18 protein-coding genes and 1 tRNA gene are annotated in these 18,630 nt (G+C 48.4%); 11 read left to right on the top strand and 8 right to left on the bottom strand.

Annotation, left to right across the window (positions count from 1 at the left end):
• Window positions 1–113: 113 nt before the first annotated feature.
• The 4 genes from BLU97_RS05335 to BLU97_RS05320 all read left to right on the top strand — a co-directional run bounded on the left by BLU97_RS05335 (window position 114) and on the right by BLU97_RS05320 (window position 4,875).
• A complete protein-coding gene (locus BLU97_RS05335) occupies window positions 114–623 on the top strand; it encodes a hypothetical protein (protein WP_074760585.1) in 510 nt (169 codons plus the stop codon).
• A 159-nt stretch (window positions 624–782) separates the two neighbouring features.
• Complete coding sequence (gene carB / locus BLU97_RS05330; protein ID WP_074760584.1) at window positions 783–4,043, top strand: carbamoyl-phosphate synthase (glutamine-hydrolyzing) large subunit; 3,261 nt, start codon at window positions 783–785, stop codon at window positions 4,041–4,043.
• A 17-nt stretch (window positions 4,044–4,060) separates the two neighbouring features.
• Window positions 4,061–4,645 (top strand): IMPACT family protein, encoded by a 585-nt coding sequence (locus tag BLU97_RS05325; RefSeq protein WP_074760583.1) that lies wholly within the window; start codon window positions 4,061–4,063, stop codon window positions 4,643–4,645.
• A gap of 142 nt (window positions 4,646–4,787) precedes the next feature.
• Window positions 4,788–4,875 (top strand) — tRNA-Ser (locus BLU97_RS05320).
• Window positions 4,876–4,921: 46 nt separating this feature from the next.
• Here BLU97_RS05320 and BLU97_RS05315 read toward each other — a convergent pair.
• From BLU97_RS05315 to serC, 5 genes are all read right to left on the bottom strand, one after another.
• The gene (locus tag BLU97_RS05315) at window positions 4,922–5,194 is read right to left on the bottom strand and encodes a TIGR03905 family TSCPD domain-containing protein (RefSeq protein WP_074760582.1); all 273 of its coding nucleotides are present in this window, start codon (window positions 5,192–5,194) and stop codon (window positions 4,922–4,924) included.
• A gap of 4 nt (window positions 5,195–5,198) precedes the next feature.
• Window positions 5,199–6,446 carry a DUF1015 domain-containing protein gene (locus BLU97_RS05310; protein ID WP_074760581.1) on the bottom strand — a complete coding sequence of 416 codons (1,248 nt, stop codon included), beginning with the start codon at window positions 6,444–6,446 and terminating at the stop codon, window positions 5,199–5,201.
• 4 nt (window positions 6,447–6,450) lie between these two features.
• Window positions 6,451–6,876, bottom strand: a complete 426-nt coding sequence (locus BLU97_RS05305) for an HIT family protein (protein ID WP_074760580.1) — start codon at window positions 6,874–6,876, stop codon at window positions 6,451–6,453.
• A gap of 79 nt (window positions 6,877–6,955) precedes the next feature.
• Window positions 6,956–7,873 carry an NAD(P)-dependent oxidoreductase gene (locus tag BLU97_RS05300; RefSeq protein WP_013065456.1) on the bottom strand — a complete coding sequence of 306 codons (918 nt, stop codon included), beginning with the start codon at window positions 7,871–7,873 and terminating at the stop codon, window positions 6,956–6,958.
• Window positions 7,874–7,883: 10 nt separating this feature from the next.
• Entirely contained in the window at window positions 7,884–8,951 is a 1,068-nt protein-coding gene (gene serC / locus BLU97_RS05295) for a 3-phosphoserine/phosphohydroxythreonine transaminase (RefSeq protein WP_013064757.1), read from the bottom strand.
• A gap of 297 nt (window positions 8,952–9,248) precedes the next feature.
• On the opposite strand from serC, the gene BLU97_RS05290 reads away from it, so the two are divergent.
• The 3 genes from BLU97_RS05290 to BLU97_RS05280 are packed head-to-tail and all read left to right on the top strand — an operon-like array spanning window position 9,249 to window position 11,652.
• Window positions 9,249–9,620, top strand: a complete 372-nt coding sequence (locus BLU97_RS05290; RefSeq protein WP_074760579.1) for a 2-amino-4-hydroxy-6-hydroxymethyldihydropteridine diphosphokinase — start codon at window positions 9,249–9,251, stop codon at window positions 9,618–9,620.
• Window positions 9,617–10,849: a M64 family metallopeptidase gene (locus BLU97_RS05285; protein ID WP_074760578.1), complete on the top strand. Its 1,233-nt coding sequence runs from the start codon at window positions 9,617–9,619 to the stop codon at window positions 10,847–10,849. Before BLU97_RS05290 ends, BLU97_RS05285 begins: the two co-directional genes overlap by 4 nt.
• A complete protein-coding gene (locus tag BLU97_RS05280) occupies window positions 10,846–11,652 on the top strand; it encodes a TrmH family RNA methyltransferase (RefSeq protein WP_074760577.1) in 807 nt (268 codons plus the stop codon). The genes BLU97_RS05285 and BLU97_RS05280 overlap by 4 nt, the downstream gene beginning before the upstream one ends.
• Window positions 11,653–11,656: 4 nt before the next feature.
• Here BLU97_RS05280 and mtgA read toward each other — a convergent pair whose 3' ends face one another.
• Complete coding sequence (gene mtgA, locus BLU97_RS05275) at window positions 11,657–12,343, bottom strand: monofunctional biosynthetic peptidoglycan transglycosylase (RefSeq protein WP_074760576.1); 687 nt, start codon at window positions 12,341–12,343, stop codon at window positions 11,657–11,659.
• Window positions 12,340–13,020 (bottom strand): OmpA family protein, encoded by a 681-nt coding sequence (locus tag BLU97_RS05270; RefSeq protein WP_074760575.1) that lies wholly within the window; start codon window positions 13,018–13,020, stop codon window positions 12,340–12,342. Before BLU97_RS05270 ends, mtgA begins: the two co-directional genes overlap by 4 nt.
• Window positions 13,021–13,173: 153 nt before the next feature.
• On the opposite strand from BLU97_RS05270, the gene BLU97_RS05265 reads away from it, so the two are divergent.
• A complete protein-coding gene (locus BLU97_RS05265; RefSeq protein ID WP_074760574.1) occupies window positions 13,174–14,595 on the top strand; it encodes a DNA methylase in 1,422 nt (473 codons plus the stop codon).
• Window positions 14,592–14,777, top strand: coding sequence for a hypothetical protein (locus tag BLU97_RS05260; RefSeq protein ID WP_074760573.1), 186 nt, complete (start codon window positions 14,592–14,594; stop codon window positions 14,775–14,777). The genes BLU97_RS05265 and BLU97_RS05260 overlap by 4 nt, the downstream gene beginning before the upstream one ends.
• On the opposite strand, the gene BLU97_RS05255 is transcribed toward BLU97_RS05260, so the two are convergent.
• Entirely contained in the window at window positions 14,764–15,819 is a 1,056-nt protein-coding gene (locus BLU97_RS05255) for a linear amide C-N hydrolase (protein WP_081352881.1), read from the bottom strand. The two genes, BLU97_RS05260 and BLU97_RS05255, sit on opposite strands and share 14 nt — an antisense overlap.
• 531 nt (window positions 15,820–16,350) lie before the next feature.
• Between BLU97_RS05255 and BLU97_RS05250 the strand changes: the two genes are divergently transcribed.
• Window positions 16,351–16,848 (top strand): hypothetical protein, encoded by a 498-nt coding sequence (locus BLU97_RS05250; RefSeq protein WP_139208842.1) that lies wholly within the window; start codon window positions 16,351–16,353, stop codon window positions 16,846–16,848.
• 79 nt (window positions 16,849–16,927) lie between these two features.
• Entirely contained in the window at window positions 16,928–18,409 is a 1,482-nt protein-coding gene (gene proS / locus BLU97_RS05245; protein ID WP_013064667.1) for a proline--tRNA ligase, read from the top strand.
• Window positions 18,410–18,630 lie beyond the last annotated feature (221 nt).

Below are 18,630 nucleotides of genomic sequence, written 5' to 3'. Positions count from 1 at the left end.
AAATCGCAGAAAAACGCTTTTTCGTTTGGCGGTTAGCAAAAATTGCCTTATCTTTGTCGCCGATAATTTGATTTATCAACTATTATTGTACAACCAATTAAAACTTTTCAGAAATGAAGAAACTAACAATGATGATTGCTGCTCTGGCTATGGCTATGACTATGCAGGCACAAACCAAGTTCCACGACGTTGAAGCTAACGAGGCTAAGGGCGCTGTTAAATCAATCAGCATGACCATGATGGGTATGCCACGTAACACAACCTTTACCCAGGACGGTAAGATGCAGCAGGATGGCTTGACCGATGTGAAGTACGACGAGAATGGCTACATTCAGAGCGCCAAGATGAGCATGCAGGGCCAGGAGGCTGATGTTAAGTTTGCCTGGGAGGATGGCAAACTGGTAAAACAAACCATCAACGCTATGGGGCAGGAAATCGTTCAGGCTTTTGTTTACGATGAGAACGGACTGGTAAAAACTCAGAAGATGAACATGATGGGTCAGGATGTTGAGATTCCTCTCACCGACTATAAGTTCGATGATAAAGGCAACTGGATCAGTCGTAAGATGAGCATGATGGGACAGGAAATGGAAATCACCCGTACTATTACTTATTACGAGTAAAACGCATAAACATTTAGTTTATATCTAAAGGGCTCACTTTTTAATAAGTCGGGCCCTTTTTTTAACACTTTACAAGACGCTGTTTTTGGAAGTTTAAATAAAACTTCGTATCTTTGCAAGCGATTTTATGCAATCTTCAAAATTAAAACCAATACGAATATGAAAAAAGAACTGAAAAAGGTGCTGGTTCTCGGATCGGGTGCCCTGAAAATTGGACAAGCAGGAGAGTTTGACTATTCAGGCTCTCAGGCCCTCAAGGCACTTCGCGAGGAAGGCATCAAGAGTGTACTCGTAAACCCTAACATCGCAACCATCCAGACAAGCGAGGGTATCGCAGACAAGGTGTATTTCCAGCCGGTAAATACACACTTCGTAACTGAGATTATCAAGAAGGAACGCCCCGATGGCATCCTCTTGGCATTTGGTGGACAGACTGCGCTTAACTGCGGTACTGAGCTTTACTTGAACGGAACTCTGAAAGAGTATGGCGTTGAGGTGCTTGGTACAAGTGTAGAAGCCATTATGAACACCGAAGACCGCGACCTGTTTGTAAAGAAACTGGGCGAGGTTGATCTGAAGGTGCCTGTAAGCCACGCTGTAGAGTCGATGGAAGATGCTCTGAAGGCAGCTCACGAGATCGGATTCCCTATCATGATCCGTTCGGCTTATGCGCTGGGTGGTCTGGGTTCAGGTATCTGTCCCGATGAGAAGAAGTTCATCGAGTTGGCCGAGTCGGCCTTTACTTTCGCGCCGCAGATTCTGGTTGAAGAGAGTCTGAAGGGCTGGAAGGAAATCGAGTTTGAGTGCATCCGCGATGCTAACGACCGTTGCTTTACCGTTGCCTCGATGGAGAATTTCGACCCACTGGGTATCCATACTGGCGAATCCATCGTAGTTGCGCCTACTTGCTCGCTGCGCGAGGAGCAGGTTAAAATGCTGCAGGAAATCACTATTAAGTGCGTGAAGCACCTGGGCATTGTGGGTGAGTGCAATATTCAGTTCGCATTCAATGCTGAGACAAACGACTACCGTATCATCGAAATCAACGCGCGCTTGAGCCGTTCTTCGGCTTTGGCTTCAAAGGCCACAGGCTATCCCCTCGCCTTTGTTGCTGCCAAGATTGCGCTTGGATATACACTTGACCAGATCGGCGAAATGGGCACAACATCAAGCGCTTACGTAGCACCAAGCCTCGACTATATGATCTGTAAGATTCCTCGTTGGGACCTGACTAAGTTTGCTGGCGTGAGCCGTCAGATTGGTTCGTCGATGAAATCGGTTGGTGAGATTATGAGTATCGGTCGCAGCTTCGAGGAGATGATCCAGAAGGGCTTGCGTATGATTGGTCAGGGCATGCACGGTTTCGTGGGCAACGACCACACCAAGTTTGATAACCTCGACGAGGAGTTGGCTAACCCAACCGATCTGCGTATCTTTGCTATCGCTCAGGCTCTGGAAGAGGGTTACACCATCGAGCGTATCGAGCAGCTTACCAAGATTGACGTTTGGTTCCTGGAGCGCCTGAAGCATATTGTCGACCTTAAGCACGAGTTGCTGAAGTACAATCAGCTTGAGGAACTGCCCGATGAGCTGCTGCTGGAGGTAAAACGCTGCGGTTTCAGCGATTTCCAGATTGCCCGCTTCGTTCTTAAGCCACAGGGTGGAAATATGGAGAAGGAGAATCTGGCTGTTCGCAAGTATCGTAAGCAGCGTGGCGTAGTACCATCGGTTAAGCGCATCCCAACAGTTGCCTCTGAGCATCCTGAGCTTACAAACTACCTCTACTTCACCTACACTCATATTCCTGCATTCGGAAATCCTGAAGGTGAGAAATATGTAGCTGCGCACGACATTAATTATTATAATAATGAGAAATCGGTGGTAGTACTCGGTTCGGGTGCTTACCGTATCGGTTCGTCGGTTGAGTTCGACTGGTGTTCGGTTAACGCCATCAACACCGCCCGCAAACTGGGTTACAAATCTATCATGATTAACTACAATCCAGAGACCGTTTCGACCGACTATGATATGTGCGACCGCTTGTATTTCGACGAACTTTCGTTGGAGCGCGTGCTCGATGTGATCGAATTGGAGTCGCCTCGTGGTGTCATCGTTTCAGTGGGTGGTCAGATACCTAATAACCTGGCTATGAAATTGCATAGACAGGGAGTTCCCGTGCTTGGAACCTCGCCAGTTGACATCGACCGCGCTGAGAACCGCGACAAGTTCTCGGCCATGCTCGACAAGCTCGGAATCGACCAGCCAGCATGGCAGGCACTCACCAGTTTCGACGATGTGAAGGATTTTGTGGCCAAGGTGGGCTACCCCGTTCTGGTTCGTCCTTCGTACGTACTTTCGGGTGCCGCAATGAATGTTTGTTACGACGAAGAGGAGCTGCATCGCTTCCTGAATATGGCTACTGAGGTATCAAAAGAGTTCCCTGTAGTAGTATCTAAGTTCATGACAGAGACAAAGGAGATAGAATTCGACGCAGTAGCCGATAAGGGCGAGGTAATTGAGTATGCTATTTCTGAACATGTGGAGTATGCTGGTGTTCACTCGGGCGATGCCACGATGGTTTTCCCCGCTCAGAATATCTATTTCTCTACCATCCGTCAGATAAAGAAAATTGCACACAAGATTGCAGCCGAATTGAACATCTCTGGACCGTTCAACATACAGTTCCTCGCCAAGAACCGCGAGGTTAAGGTTATTGAGTGTAACCTGCGTGCCAGCCGTTCATTCCCATTTGTGTCAAAGATTTTAAAACGTAATTTCATCGAAACAGCTACCAAAATCATGCTCGACGCACCTTATCAGAAGCCTGACAAGAGTGAGTTCGACATCGACCGCATTGGTGTAAAGGCCAGTCAGTTCTCGTTCGCCCGTTTGCAGAATGCCGACCCAGTTCTGGGTGTCGACATGAGCTCAACTGGTGAGGTTGGTTGCTTGGGCGACGACCTGAACGAGGCCCTGCTCAACTCGCTCATCGCAACCGGTTACTCTATTCCTAAGGATGCCGTTCTGATTTCGTCGGGTGGTGCCAAGGGTAAGGTAAGCTTGCTGGAGCCAGCACAGCAGTTGGCCAAGAAGGGTTACACCATCTACGCCACCGCAGGAACCGCTAAGTTCTTTAACGATAACGGTGTAAAGGCTGTAGCTGTAGCATGGCCCGATGAAACCGGCGAGAATAATGTGATGGATCTCATCAGTCAGCACAAGGTTGGTTTGGTTATCAATGTACCAAAGAATCACACCAGTCGCGAGCTCACCAATGGTTACAAGATCCGTCGTGGTGCCATCGATCATAACATTCCTTTGATGACTAACGTGCGTTTGGCCAAGGCATTTATCGAGGCCTTCACCGCTATGAGCATCGATGATGTGAAGATCAAATCATGGCAGGAGTATAATAATTGATAATTGATAGTTGACAATTGATAGACGAATTCAAGACACTTAAGGCCGAAGGCGAGGGCTACTATACTGAAAAGCGTAGCAAGTTCCTCGCCTTCGCTCATCATGTAGAAACCCTTGACGAAATCAAGGAATTATTAGCCGGATATCGTAAGAAATACTACGATGCCCGCCACGTTTGCTATGCGTATATGTTAGGTGCCGAACGCTTAGAGTTCCGCGCTAACGACGATGGCGAACCATCGAGCACAGCAGGCAAACCTATTCTGGGACAGATAAACAGCAACGAACTTACCGACATACTGATTGTGGTGGTGCGTTATTACGGTGGTGTGAACTTAGGTACATCTGGTTTGATTGTAGCCTATCGCGAAGCGGCAGCCGATGCCCTAGCCCACTCCGAGATTGAAACCCGACAGGTTGAGGAGATTGTGACTTACACTTTCGCCTATCCGCTGATGAACGATGTGATGCGAATCGTAAAAGAGATGCAGCCACGTATTGTTTCGCAAACCTATGATAATACCTGCGAAATCAAACTCAGCATCCGCAAATCGGAAGCTGAACAACTACGTAACCGACTATCTAAGCTGTCATTCGAATAAAAATCGAATTTTCCGCAAAAAATGTTTGGTGGTTTCCTAAAAAAGCATTACCTTTGCACTCGCAAACGAAATAAGAGTTAAACAAGTTTGACTCTCCTTTCGTTCAGCAAAACGAGCAAGCTCGATTTGCCTTCGCTTAATCGGAGAGTTGGCAGAGTGATCGATCGCGCTGGACTCGAAATCCGGTATACCCCTTTCGGGTATCGGGGGTTTGAATCCCTCACTCTCCGCAAAGAAAAGAATAAGGCTTCGGAATTTCCGAAGCCTTATTTCTTTTTATCCCTCTAATGGAGCATCCTTGAGTTTCTCAAGTGCCCGGCATAACTGATCGGGGCACGATGTACCTTTGGCACCACAACGAATGCCGTTAATCTTGGGGATCACATCGTCGATCTTCTGTCCGCGCACCAACTGGCTTATTCCCTGAAGGTTGCCGTTGCAACCTCCAAGGAAGAATACCTGCTGTATCACGTTATTCTCATCGGCAGTCACGTCGATCAGTTTCGAACATGTGCCCTGAGTTTCGTGCTGTATATGCTTAGTCTTCATCGGCTTAGCTCAGCTTGTGAATAACCAGTCCTGAACGCAGTTTAGGCTCGAACCAGGTAGCCTTTGGTGGCATAATCTTACCGCTATCGGCAATATCCATAATCTGCTGCATCGATACAGGATAGAGAGCCAGCGCAGCACGCATCTCACCTGAGTCAACACGACGCTTCAGCTCCTTCAGTCCGCGCAGTCCGCCTACAAAGTCGATGCGCTGCGAAGAACGCAGGTCGCCGATATTCAGAATCTCGTCCAGAATCAGACGGCTCGAGATATCTACATCCAGCACGCCGATAGGATCGGTATTATCGTAAGTTCCCTCCTTAGCCTTCAGACTGAACCAGTGCTGATCCAGATAGAGCGAGAACTCGTGCAGCTGCTGTGGCTTGTAAATCTCGGTACCCTTATCCTCTACCTCGAAGTTTACCTGCAGGGCAGCCAGGAACTCTTCGCTCGACATGCCGTTCAGATCCTTCACTACGCGGTTGTAGTCGAGAATTGTGAGCTGTGATGCCTGGAAGCAAACAGCCATAAAGTAGTTATACTCCTCGGTACCATTGTGGTTGGGGTTCTGCTTCTGCTTCTCGGCACCAACCAGAGCGGCAGCAGCCGAACGGTGGTGACCATCGGCGATATACAGCGATGGCATCTGGGCAAACTGCTCAGTAATGGTCTGCATATCCTTAGCGTCGCTGATTACCCAGAACTGATGACGGAAACCGTCGATAGGAGCTACGAAATCGTACTCAGGCTCGGTAGCGGCATAACGCATAATCAGCTCGTTCAGCACTGTGTTGTCAGGATAAGCAAAGAATACGGGCTCGATGTTAGCATTGTTCACACGAACATGCTTCATGCGGTCCTCTTCCTTATCGCGACGGGTCAGCTCGTGCTTCTTGATGTTGCCCTTCATGTAGTCGTCCACATAAGCGCCAACCACCAGTCCGTACTGCGTCTTACCGTTCATGGTCTGCGCATAGATGTAATAGTGGTCGTCGGCATCCTGCACCAACCAACCCTTGTCCTGGAACTTCTGGAAGTTCTCGGCAGCCTTCTCGTACACACGTGGGTCGTACTCCGAGGTACCTACTGGGAAATCAATCTCTGGTTTGATAATGTGATAGAGGCTCTTCTCGTTGTCGCCAGCCTCTGCCCTCGCCTCTTCACTGTCGAGCACATCGTAAGGACGGCTCTCAACTTGCTCTACAAGTTCTTTTGGTGGGCGAATACCCTTGAATGGTTTGATAATAGCCATGTTATTATAAGTATTGTTTAATTTTCTCTATTATTTCGTTGTATTCGGCATCGGTAAGATATACCTTGCCTGGGTTCATCTGGAACACGCCGCCGTAATCGGGACCATCCACATATTTGGGAGCCAGATGGAAGTGCAGATGCGACAGCTTGTCGCTATAGGCACCGTAGTTGATTTTCTCGGGATTGAATGCTTTCTGCATGGCACGAGTCACCTTAGCCACATCGGCCATAAAGGCGTTGCGATCTTCGTCGCTCAACTCGTTCAGGTCGTTAACGTGGTCCTTATAGGCCACCAGACAACGACCGCGATAGGTCTGCTCCTTAAAAAGAAAAGCTCGCGACACCGATAGTTGAGCAAACTCAATCATCAGGTCGTGAAGCGTCTGATTATTCGTGCAATACAAGCACTGCTTGGGATCACTTTGCATAATTAAAATAGGTTTTAGGAGAATACAAAAGTGCACAAGTAGGGCTTAAACCCTCCTGTGCACCTGATATATCAGTAAATTACTTATTTACTTGGAACTTGGTGTCGCCATCCTTGAAGAAGGCGTTGATCTGCTTGGCAGCAGCGATACCAGCATTGATGTTGGCTTCGGCTGTCTGAGCACCCATCTTCTTAGGAGTTGAGAAGTAACGACCTTCGAACTTGGCGAACTCATCGTTAGCATCTGGCATGATGTCGGTCACGAACTTCAGGTCCTCACGCTCAGCCATCAGCTTAATCAGCTCGGGCTCGTTGATAACCTCCTTGCGGGCTGTATTAACCAGCACGCCACCTTTCTTCATCTTACCAACCAAAGCAGCGTTGATGCTCTGCTTGGTCTCAGGAGTAGCAGGGATGTGGAGTGATACAACATCACAAGTCTCGAACAATTTCTCCTGACAGCAAACAGCGTGTACGCCAGCAGCCTCGATAACTTCTGCAGGACAGAAAGCGTCGTAAGCGTAAACGTCCATACCGAAGCCCTTGGCGATGCGAGCCACATTGCGACCAACATTACCGAAAGCCAGGATTCCCAGCTTCTTACCCAGCAGCTCTGAACCGCTCTTACCGTTGTAGAAACCACGAACGGCCATCACGAGCAGACCGAATACCAACTCGGCTACAGCGTTAGAGTTCTGACCTGGGGTGTTCTCGGCTACTACGTTGTGAGCAGTAGCAGCAGCCAGATCGATGTTGTCGTAACCAGCACCGGCACGAACCACAATCTTCAACTGCTTAGCAGCGTCCAAAACCTCGGCGTCAACCTTATCGCTACGGATAATGAGAGCGTCGGCATCAGCAACGGCTGCCAGGAACTGAGCCTTCTCTGTATATTTCTCGAGCAGCACCAGCTCATTGCCGGCTGCCTCAATCTCTGCCTTGATACCATTAACAGCAGCTGCTGCGAATGGCTTCTCTGTTGCAACTAATACTTTCATTTTACCTTAATTAATGATTTGCTTCGAATTCCTTCATGCAAGCTACCAGAGCGTTGCAGCCTTCGATGGTCTGGGCGTTGTAGCAAGATGCACGGAAACCACCAACTGAGCGGTGACCCTTAACACCAACCATACCCTTTGATACTGCGAAGTCGAGGAAGTCTTTCTCCAGCTCCTTGTACTCGTCGGCCATTACAAAGCAGATGTTCATCAGCGAACGATCCTCAGCCTTAGCTGTACCTACGAACATCTTGTTGCGGTCGATCTCGCCGTAAACAATCTCTGCACGCTGCTGAGCCAGCTTGTCCATAGCCTCTACACCACCCTGGGCCTTGATCCAGCGCAGATTTTCGAGAGCGCTGTAGATAGGAACTACAGGAGGAGTATTGAACATACTACCCTTATCTACGTGTGTACGGTAGTCGAGCATAGTTGGGATCTCACGTGGAGCCTTACCCAGAGCGTCGTCCTTAACAATCACGATAGTAACACCGGCCATAGCCAGGTTCTTCTGAGCACCAGCGTAGATGGCATCGTACTTAGCAACGTCAACAGGACGGCTGAAGATATCTGATGACATATCGGCAATCAGACGAACGGGAACGTCGAGGTCCTTACGGATCTCAGTACCATAGATAGTATTGTTTGTTGTGATGTGCAGATAATCAGCATCAGCGGGAACAGTCCAATCCTTAGGGATGAAGGTATAGTTGGCATCAGCTGAAGAAGCCACCTCTACTACCTCACCGAAAAGCTTTGCTTCCTTCATAGCCTTCTTAGCCCAAACACCGGTGTTCAGGTAAGCAGCCTTCTTAATCAGGAAGTTATAAGGAATCATACAGAACTCCAGACTGGCACCACCACCAAGGAAAATCACGGAGTAACCCTCGGGAACGTTAAGGAGTTCCTTTACGAGAGCTACAGCCTCGTCAACTACAGGCTGAAAGTCCTTTGCACGATGGCTGATCTCCATCAGAGAGAGACCTGAGCCGTTGAAATCAAGACACTGCTGTGCGGTCTTCTCAATCACCTCGCGAGGAAGCATCGAGGGACCGGCGTTAAAGTTGTACTTCTTCATTTGATTGTTTATTTATTAAATGGTTTATATTCTATGTCTTTGAAAAACGCTGCGAAATTACACTTTTTATTTCATTCCACCAAATATTTAAGCAGAAATTCACAATATTTCCTCTTTTTCTTTCATTTTGTCAACTCAATATAGCATTTTTCTACCGCTTTTGATAGCTTGCTACACCTTATTATATATATCGACCCTGCAAAGGTAATGAATATTTTTGTATTCAATGCGGGTTAGATAGTTTTTTTTTGAAATCATTTGGAATTTTGCAGGCTTATTTGTACCTTTGCAATCGTTATGATACAGAAAGAACATCATATTATCATCAGTCTGGCTTCGAATATCAATCACGAGGCCAACTTAGAGGCTGCCCGCACCCAGCTCACCCAGCTGCTCAGCGAGGTACATTTCACATCGGCCATCTACACCGAACCGGTAGGCACGCTCCGCCAGGAGCCTTATCTTAATCAGCTTTGCAAAGGCACCACTGCCTTGGGTATGAACCTGCTGAACGAGGTGCTGAAGGAGATTGAGAAACGTCTGGGTCGCACGCATAACGAGGATGGTATTGTAACCGTCGACCTTGATTTGTTGGAGTACGATGGCGAGCGTTTTCACCATCGCGACTGGGAACGAAACTATGTAAAGGATTTAATTAACGAATTATGAAAAAGATTCTTATTTACAGCGCGTTACTTTTGTTATCTGTTAGCGCGCAAGCGCAGAATTTCGACGATTATTTCGAGGATAAAACCCTGCGATTAGACTATACTTTTGCAGGCGATGCCACCCGTCAGCAGATATTTGTCGACGAGTTGGTTAGTCTGCCCCGCTGGTACGGTCGCAAGCAGCACTTGGCCGAGCTGCCACTCAAGGGCAACGGACAGATTACCGTCCGTTCGCTCACCGATGGAATGGTGATTTATCGCCACTCGTTCTCAAGCTTGTTCCAGGAGTGGGTGTCTACTGCCGAAGCCAAGCAAACACAGAAATCGTTCGAGAACGTATTCCTGGTGCCTTTCCCCAAAACGCCCGTCGAAATCAAAGTTGAGCTCTTTGATTATCACGATCGCGTCATCACCCGTCTTACCCATAAAGTGGATCCTAAGGATATTCTTATCCGTAAGGCTGGCGAGCGCCAGATTACGCCTCATGTCACCCTGCAGCAGGCAGCTGATACCACACATTGCATTCGCGTGGCTTTTGTGGCCGAAGGCTATCAGCAGCACGAGATGGACGTGTTTCTGAACGATTGTTGTATAGCGATGGAATCGCTGTTTGAGCACGAGCCCTTTAAGCGGAACCAGCTGAAATTCAATATTGTAGCTGCTATGCCCGCATCGGTCGAGAGCGGCACCAGCGAGCCCAACAAAGGCATCTGGAAGAATACCCCACTCGGCTCGCATTTCGACACCTTCTATAGCGAGCGCTACCTTACTACCCTGCATCTGAAGAAGCTGCACGATGTGCTGGCAGGCATCCCTTACGAGCACATCATCGTGCTGGTAAACACCGATCGCTATGGTGGCGGCGGTATCTACAACTCTTACAACCTTACTTATGCCCACGGCAAGCACTTCCGTCCTGTAGTGGTTCACGAGTTTGGTCATTCGTTCGGCGGCTTGGGTGATGAGTATCCTTATGGCGACGACGACCCCATGTATTTTGCCGATACCGAGCCTTGGGAGCCCAATCTCACAACAAAGCACGATTTCAACGGCAAATGGGAGAACCTGATCAAGGATAAAAAGGCCGGTTTTATCGAGGGCGGCGGTTACCTCTCAAAGGGTGTTTGGCGTGGTTACGAGAACTGTCGCATGCGCACCAACGAGGAACCCGAGTTCTGCTTGGTTTGCCAGCAGGCCCTGCAACGTTTAATTGATTTTTATACTAAATGATTACTGAAATACAATCCTTACAACAGCCTGGCATTGAGGTGTTTGGAACGCTCACCGAAGCGCAGCTTCGAAACAAGCTTGATGCCGAACGCGGCTTGTTTATTGCCGAGAGCCCTAAAGTGATACGTGTTGCCCTGCAGGCTGGCTATGAGCCTCAGGCGCTGCTTTGCGAACGTAAGCATATTACGGGCGATGCTGCCGATATCATCGTCGCCTGTGGCGATATACCTATTTATACGGGGGAGCGCGAACTGCTGGCCCAACTCACCGGCTATACCCTCACCCGTGGCGTGCTCTGTGCCATGCGTCGCAAACCCGAACTCAGCGTACAACAGGTGCTGGGCAGCATTCCCAGCGGTCAGAAACATCGCATCGTGGTGATCGATGGCGTGGTAGATACCACCAATATCGGTGCCATCTTCCGTAGTGCAGCCGCTTTGGGCATCGATGCCGTATTGCTCACCCGTAACAGCTGCGACCCACTCAATCGCCGCGCTGTTCGTGTGTCGATGGGTTCGGTATTTTTAGTTCCCTGGACGTGGCTCGACTCTTACGACACCCTGCGCTCATTGGACTACCAGACAGCCGCAATGGCACTTACCGATAAATCCATCTCGCTCGATGATCCTGTGCTGAAGCAGCAGGAGCGCCTGGCATTTATCATGGGTACCGAGGGCGACGGTCTGCCCCAGCAGACTATCACCAACGCCGATTTCACCGTGCGCATACCGATGTCACACCAAGTTGATTCACTCAATGTGGCAGCGGCAGCGGCAGTGGCTTTCTGGGAACTCAGAAAGTAAGTACTTATTTATCAGATAGTTTATCTACGTATTTCATCTCGCGCATAATCCTTGCCTGGCGCTTGTACATATAGCCCGAAGGATTCTTGCTCGAGAATTTACGTGGATTAGGCAGTGTAGCTGCTATCAGGGCGCATTGGGCCTTCGTCAGGTTCAATGCATCGGTATTAAAGTGCTGCTCGGCAACGGCCTGTGCACCATAGATACCATCCCCCATCTCAATCGAGTTCAGATACACCTCCATTATTCTCTCTTTACTCCACATCAGTTCGATGAGTGCTGTAAAATACACCTCGAACCCTTTACGCACCCACGAGCGTCCCGGCCATAGGAACACATTCTTAGCCGTTTGCTGCGAGATGGTAGATGCACCCAGCTTACGTTTCTCGGGGTGCTTGCTGTTACGTTTGGCAGCCTTCTCGATAGCCTGGAAGTCGAAACCGTGATGCTGCAGGAATTTGGCATCCTCGCTCGCCATCACCGCCATGGGCAACGATGGTGATATCTTATCCAGCGATACCCAGTGGTGTTTCAGCTTCAGGTCCTTACCCTCGCTAATCTGCTGCGAACAGCGTATAAACATCAGCGGCGTAAAGTAAACCGGCAGGAAACGTAGTGCCATAACAGCAAGAATAGTGGAGGCAAAGAATACCACCACTATCCATTTTATTGCGTTCTTAAGAATATTCACTTGGCTGCCTCTGCGTTAGCATCCTTAATCATCTGCTCCGAAGCGTACATGTAAACCTCAACGCGACGGTTCTGCTTGCGGCCCTCGGCTGTGCTGTTGTCAGCAACTGGGTTGCTTGAACCCTGACCGTCAACCGACTTAATCTGTGAAGCAGGAACACCCAGCGACTTCAGATAGTTTGATACGCTCTTAGCACGGTTAACCGACAGAGGATTGTTGATAGCATCGCTACCAGTGTTATCGGTGTGTCCGTAGATAGCAACGTCGCAAGCGCTGTTGTTCTTCAGTACGGTAGCAAACTGCTGCAGCGAGTTCTTTGATGCGGTATTCAGGTCAGCCTTGTTTGTAGCAAACAGGATACCCGAATCAAATGTTACCTTAACAGCCTCAAGTCCGTTAGCGTCGGTGATAGTCTCAACCTGAGCATTCTTAACGGCCTCGGCCTCCTTCTTAGCCTTGTCCATCTTCTTACCAATGATTGCACCAGTACCAGCACCTACAGCACCACCGATAGCGGCACCAACAGCTGTGTTACCAGCAATCTTACCAATAATAGCACCCAGGGCAGCACCGCCACCAGCACCAATCATTGTACCCTTAGCTGTGTTACTCATGTTACATCCAGCCAGCACCATCGAAGCGCACAGTGCTACGGCGATTGATTTCATACTTTTCATACTCGTTCTAAATTTGTTAATTAATCGTTTACTATTGTTTCTGCCTGCAAAGATAGTATATTTTTTCTAAGCAAATACAAATAAATCGATTTTTTTAGCAATAATAAGCACTCTTTTTTGTAATTTTGTACCGCAAAAACATTTCCAGGAGTCATGCAGGATACACAGCGCACATACATTGCCATCGACCTGAAGAGCTTTTATGCTTCAGTAGAGTGCGTGGACAGAGGGCTCGACCCGCTGACCACTAACCTCGTTGTAGCCGATGCCAGCCGAACCGAGAAAACCATCTGTCTGGCTGTGTCGCCAAGTCTGAAGGCCTATGGTATAGGTGGACGTGCGCGCCTGTTCGAGGTGTATCAGAAAGCGCGCGGTGTGGATTTCATCATTGCCCCACCCCGCATGGCCCATTATATCGAGGTAAGCAGCAAAGTGTATAGCGTATATCTCAAGTACGTAGCGCCCGAGGATATCCACGTGTATAGCATCGACGAGGTGTTTATGGATGTAACCGCCTATCTCGGAACCTATAAGATGACCGCCCATCAGCTGGCCATGACCATGATACGCGATGTACTCAAACAAACCGGCATCACCGCTACTGCGGGCATCGGCACCAATATGTATCTCGCCAAAGTAGCAATGGACATCATGGCCAAAAAGATGCCAGCCGATAAGGTTGGCGTGCGAATTGCCGAACTCGACGAGATGACCTACCGACGCGAGCTCTGGGACTACAGCCCCATCACCAAGTTCTGGCGCGTGGGCCGAGGCATCGCCAACAAATTAGCTATGTATGGTATCGACACTATGGGAAAAATTGCCCGCCTGTCGCTACAGAACGAGGAGCTGCTCTATCAGATGTTTGGTGTAAATGCCGAATTGCTCATCGATCATGCCTGGGGCTGGGAACCCTGCACCATCGCCGATGTAAAAGCCTATCGCCCTGAGTCCAACTCCTTCAGCAGCGGACAAGTTCTGCAGGAGCCCTACAGTTTTGAGAAAGCCCTGGTGGTGATTAAGGAGATGGCCGAGGGGATGGCCCTTAATCTGGTGTCGAAGCGGATGGTTACCGACCAGATAGTGCTCACCGTTGGTTATGATGCTGAAAGTCTTACTCGTACTGAGATACGTGCCAAGTATCACGGCGAGATAACCACTAATTACTATGGCAAGGCCGTGCCCAAGCATGCCCATGGCTCATCCAACTTTGATAAGCCCACATCCTCGTCGAGCCAGATGATGACCGCTGCAGCCGAACTCTTCCAGCGTTTGGTAAATCCCGATCTGCTCATCCGTCGGTTAAATATCACTGCCAATCACGTGTTGCCCGAGGCTGCCGTAGCAGCCAAACCGGCAGAGCCGCAGCAGTTGGATTTGTTTACCGACTACGAAGCTCTCGAAAAGCAGAAGCAGCAAGAGCAGGCCCGATTGGAAAAAGAACGCCGCATGCAGGAAGTGCAACTTAAAATCAAACAGCGCTTTGGCAAGAACGCCATCCTTCGTGGACTCAACTTCTCCGAGGGAGCCACCGCCAAAGAGCGTAACAATCAGATAGGAGGACATAAAGCATGAGTAACTACGACGATATCATCCACCTGCCACATCACGTGTCAAAGCGTCATCCCCAGATGTCGATGTGGAGCCGCGCCGCCCAGTTTGCCCCCTTCGCAGCCCTCACCGGTTACGAAGAGTCCATCAAACAGTCGGCCGAAGAAAACGAGAAGCTGTTTACTCAGCAGCCTATTTCAGACTGAAGCAGAATGGCTTGTTAAAGTGGCGGTGCGAATAATAGGTAACCGATGGGTGTTTCAGGTTCATCACCATGGTCCACGCTGTGCCCAGGAATCCTTCGCTCTGTGGTTGCGATACCGATGCAATCGCGTTAGTAAGCTGTTCCATGTTCATCACACCGTTGTTTTCGGCATATCGCTCGCATAGCATGTCGTAACGCTTATCGCCAGGCTCCAAACCCGCATTCAGCTTCTGCTCGCACAGATAGTGGTTAGCCACAGCATGCGATTCCACCACCACCATTTTATTGTCAACATATTCCACTACTACCCTTTTGCCCGTTGCATCGGCCATCGCGTAATGGTGAGCCGAACCTATGTCCGAGTGCATATCTATCCCCTCCAGCAGTTTCAGTGCCTCGTCAACGGTAGCGGCGTTTTTCAGCATATAAGGTATGGCAGCCGTTGTGGTCAGGTCGGGTTTGCTGGTGTTCTGGTGCGTCTGCACAGTGTCGCCAGCCATCAGGTCGGCAATGGCCAGTCCCTTCTCGTTAATACCGTCCAGCGCCACAAACAATCCTGTAAGCGCCATATACTGATTCTGAAATCCCTCAGGTTTGTAATTCTCGCCAAAGTTATAGAATTCCACGTTAAAGGTGGTGATTGTTTCGTAGCCTTTGTCGGGAATACAATGCAATATCACGCCAATGGCCGACGTGAAATCAAAGTTGCGCCCCATCAGAATGTCGCCTTCAGGAGTGTTTACGGTCAGTGCCGAGCATCCGTATGCCTGCTTCGATGTACTGATTACGGGCTTGTAATGCCCCTTCGACAGGAATTCGATGGCATATCCGGCCAGCTCGTCGGCTTTAGCTATGCCCCCCTTGGCCATCAGTCCGTCAAACCCGTCGTCGCCCTTGTACTCCATATAGTACAATCCGTCGTCCAGTTTTACACACGAGTTTGCGCCTTTAACCAACTGTCCAAACTCCATCCACACGGCAATTCCCAATAATACCACCAATCCCAATACGCTAAACAGCGCGATTTTTAATGCTTTCTTCATCAGTTTATAATTTTAATTAGTGTTCTAAATTTATGTTTGATGCTGCAAAGATACAAAAAAGTATCTTCTAACTTGCATTTTTCCGAAGAAAATCTTAATTTTACACCCGAAATCTATAATTTGCGAAGAATTAAATATTAGATGGGTTTACTTTACACATCAAATACCCTAACACTAAACAACCTTTAGTATAAGGGTGTAACGCCTTTAGTAAAAGGGTAAGTTTATATCGTTCCGGATAGTCTCTTTCACACATTCGGATAATCTTAGTAAGTTGTTCAGATAATCTCCATACCCCTATAGGGATTATCTGAACAACTTGTTCGTGACGTCTGAACAAACTATAAAGCCTATCTCTATGGCGTTTTGAAATCCAACTAGTTTTCAATTGCAAAGTACTTAGGCTGCAATATTTCTTTAGGTACTTTGCAAATGAATTAAAGAAAAGATTTTTTTCTTGTAGATATTAATAATTATTTTTATCTTTGCCCAAGATAATCTAAAACATTCTAACAAATCTAAGACAATAACATGAATATTAGTAAATTTCGTAACAGCTATTTGATAGACAAGACTTACCGGCTGACACTGGCGAGTCTGGCTTACGGCTATTGGGAGCACCGCAAGCATCCGTTCTACACCATGTTTTCGCTGGTTGACAAGATGCTACAGAGTATTAAGTTTGAGTGCTCGATAGATTATGAGCGACAGAATCTTGACGAGATGAAAAGAATAATGAAGCTGTTTGCCGACACTTGCGAGATGACCGACGAGGTGAGTAAAAAGATATATGCTACCATCAAGGCGCTGTTTAATAATGCAAAGGAGCGCAGAAGCAGTGAGCTAAAATATCTGGACATCTCGCTTAAAGAGTTGGACGAAGGTTTCCAGATGACCATCAAGGACTGTGGACGGCCTTACGACCCGGTGGCCAATGGTATGGATGCGGCATCGTTCGGGGCACGATCGGGCACCTATCGCTACATGTTTACCATGAATGTTACAACGATAGTATGGGATAAAATATAAAAATAAAAGCTATTTTATTTTGTATTTCGCTCGATTTTCAGTACCTTTGCAGGCAAAATAGAAATCATAGAAGAAAAATATGGCAAAAGAATTAAAAGAATTAACGAAAAGAGCCGACAACTACAGCCAGTGGTTTAACGACCTGGTAGTTAAGGCTGATTTGGCAGAGCAGAGCGCTGTACGTGGCTGTATGGTGATTAAACCTTACGGTTATGCCATCTGGGAGAAGATGCAGCAGCAGCTCGACAAGATGTTTAAGGAAACTGGTGCTCAGAACGCATACTTCCCACTGCTCATCCCAAAGTCGTTCCTCTCGAAGGAGGCCGAGCACGTTGAGGGTTTTGCTAAGGAGTGTGCTGTGGTGACACACTACCGCCTGCGCGCTAAGGAGGATAAGAGCGGTGTTGAGGTTGACCCAACAGCTAAGCTCGAGGAGGAACTGATTGTACGTCCTACATCGGAGACTATTATCTGGAATACATATAAGAACTGGATTCACTCATGGCGCGATCTGCCACTGATGTGCAACCAGTGGTGTAACGTAATGCGTTGGGAGATGCGTACCCGCCCATTCCTGCGCACCAGCGAGTTCCTTTGGCAGGAGGGCCACACAGCCCACGCTACACGCGAGGAGGCCGAGGAGGAAGCACAGAAGATGCTGAAGGTATATGCCAAGTTTGCTGAAGAGTGGATGGCTGTGCCTGTGGTACAGGGTGTGAAGAGTGAGACTGAGCGTTTTGCCGGTGCGCTGGATACTTACACCATCGAGGCTATGATGCAGGACGGTAAGGCGCTGCAGAGCGGTACCAGCCACTTCCTGGGTCAGAACTTTGCCAAGGCATTCGAGGTAACCTATCTGAATAAGGAGAACAAGCCTGAGTATGTATGGGCTACATCGTGGGGTGTTTCTACCCGACTGATTGGTGCGCTGATTATGACTCACAGTGATGATAACGGACTGGTTCTGCCTCCACGTCTGGCTCCTATCCAGGTGGTAATTATTCCTATCGCTACCAAGCCCGAGCAGATGGAGCAGGTTAACAAGGAGGTGACACCTATCATCGAGGCTCTGCGCGCTAAGGGTATCACCGTGAAGTTTGACGATGCCGACAACAAGCGTCCTGGCTTTAAGTTTGCTGATTACGAGCTGAAGGGTGTTCCCGTACGTCTGGTTCTGGGTGCTCGCGACTTGGAGAACGGCACTATCGAGGTAATGCGCCGCGATACGCTGGAGAAGGAGACTCGCTCGATCGATGGTATCACCGAGTATGTAGAGCAGCTGCTTGAGGATATCCAGAAGAATATCTTTGAGAAGGCTAAGGCTTATCGTGATGCCCGCATCTACGAGTGCGAGAACTACGAGGAGTTCAAGGAGAAGGTGAAAGACGGTGGATTCTTCCTGTGCCACTGGGACGGTACTGCCGAGACCGAGGCTAAGATTAAGGAGGAGACTCAGGCCACTATCCGCTGCGTGCCTTTCGGCGTAGAGCAGACACCTGGTGTGGATATGGTAACTGGTAAGCCAGCGAAAGCTCGCGTTATCATCGCTCGCAGTTATTAAAATGTAAAAATGCAAAAATGCAAAAAACAAAAGAGGAACCTTCTCAGGTTCCTCTTTTTTTAACCATAAACTAATGTTCTAAAAAAACAATTTATTCAAACATTACTTTATGGAGGCCGAAATATCACTTACCTCACGATAAATCCATTTCTAATTAACCTTAATAATCTAATACCATGAAAAACACATGTGCAAAGGTAATTCATTTCTTCTGAAAGTGG

This window comes from Xylanibacter ruminicola, assembly GCF_900107775.1.
Taxonomy (GTDB): domain Bacteria; phylum Bacteroidota; class Bacteroidia; order Bacteroidales; family Bacteroidaceae; genus Prevotella; species Prevotella ruminicola_C.
This window is presented reverse-complemented; position numbering and strand designations above follow the sequence as displayed.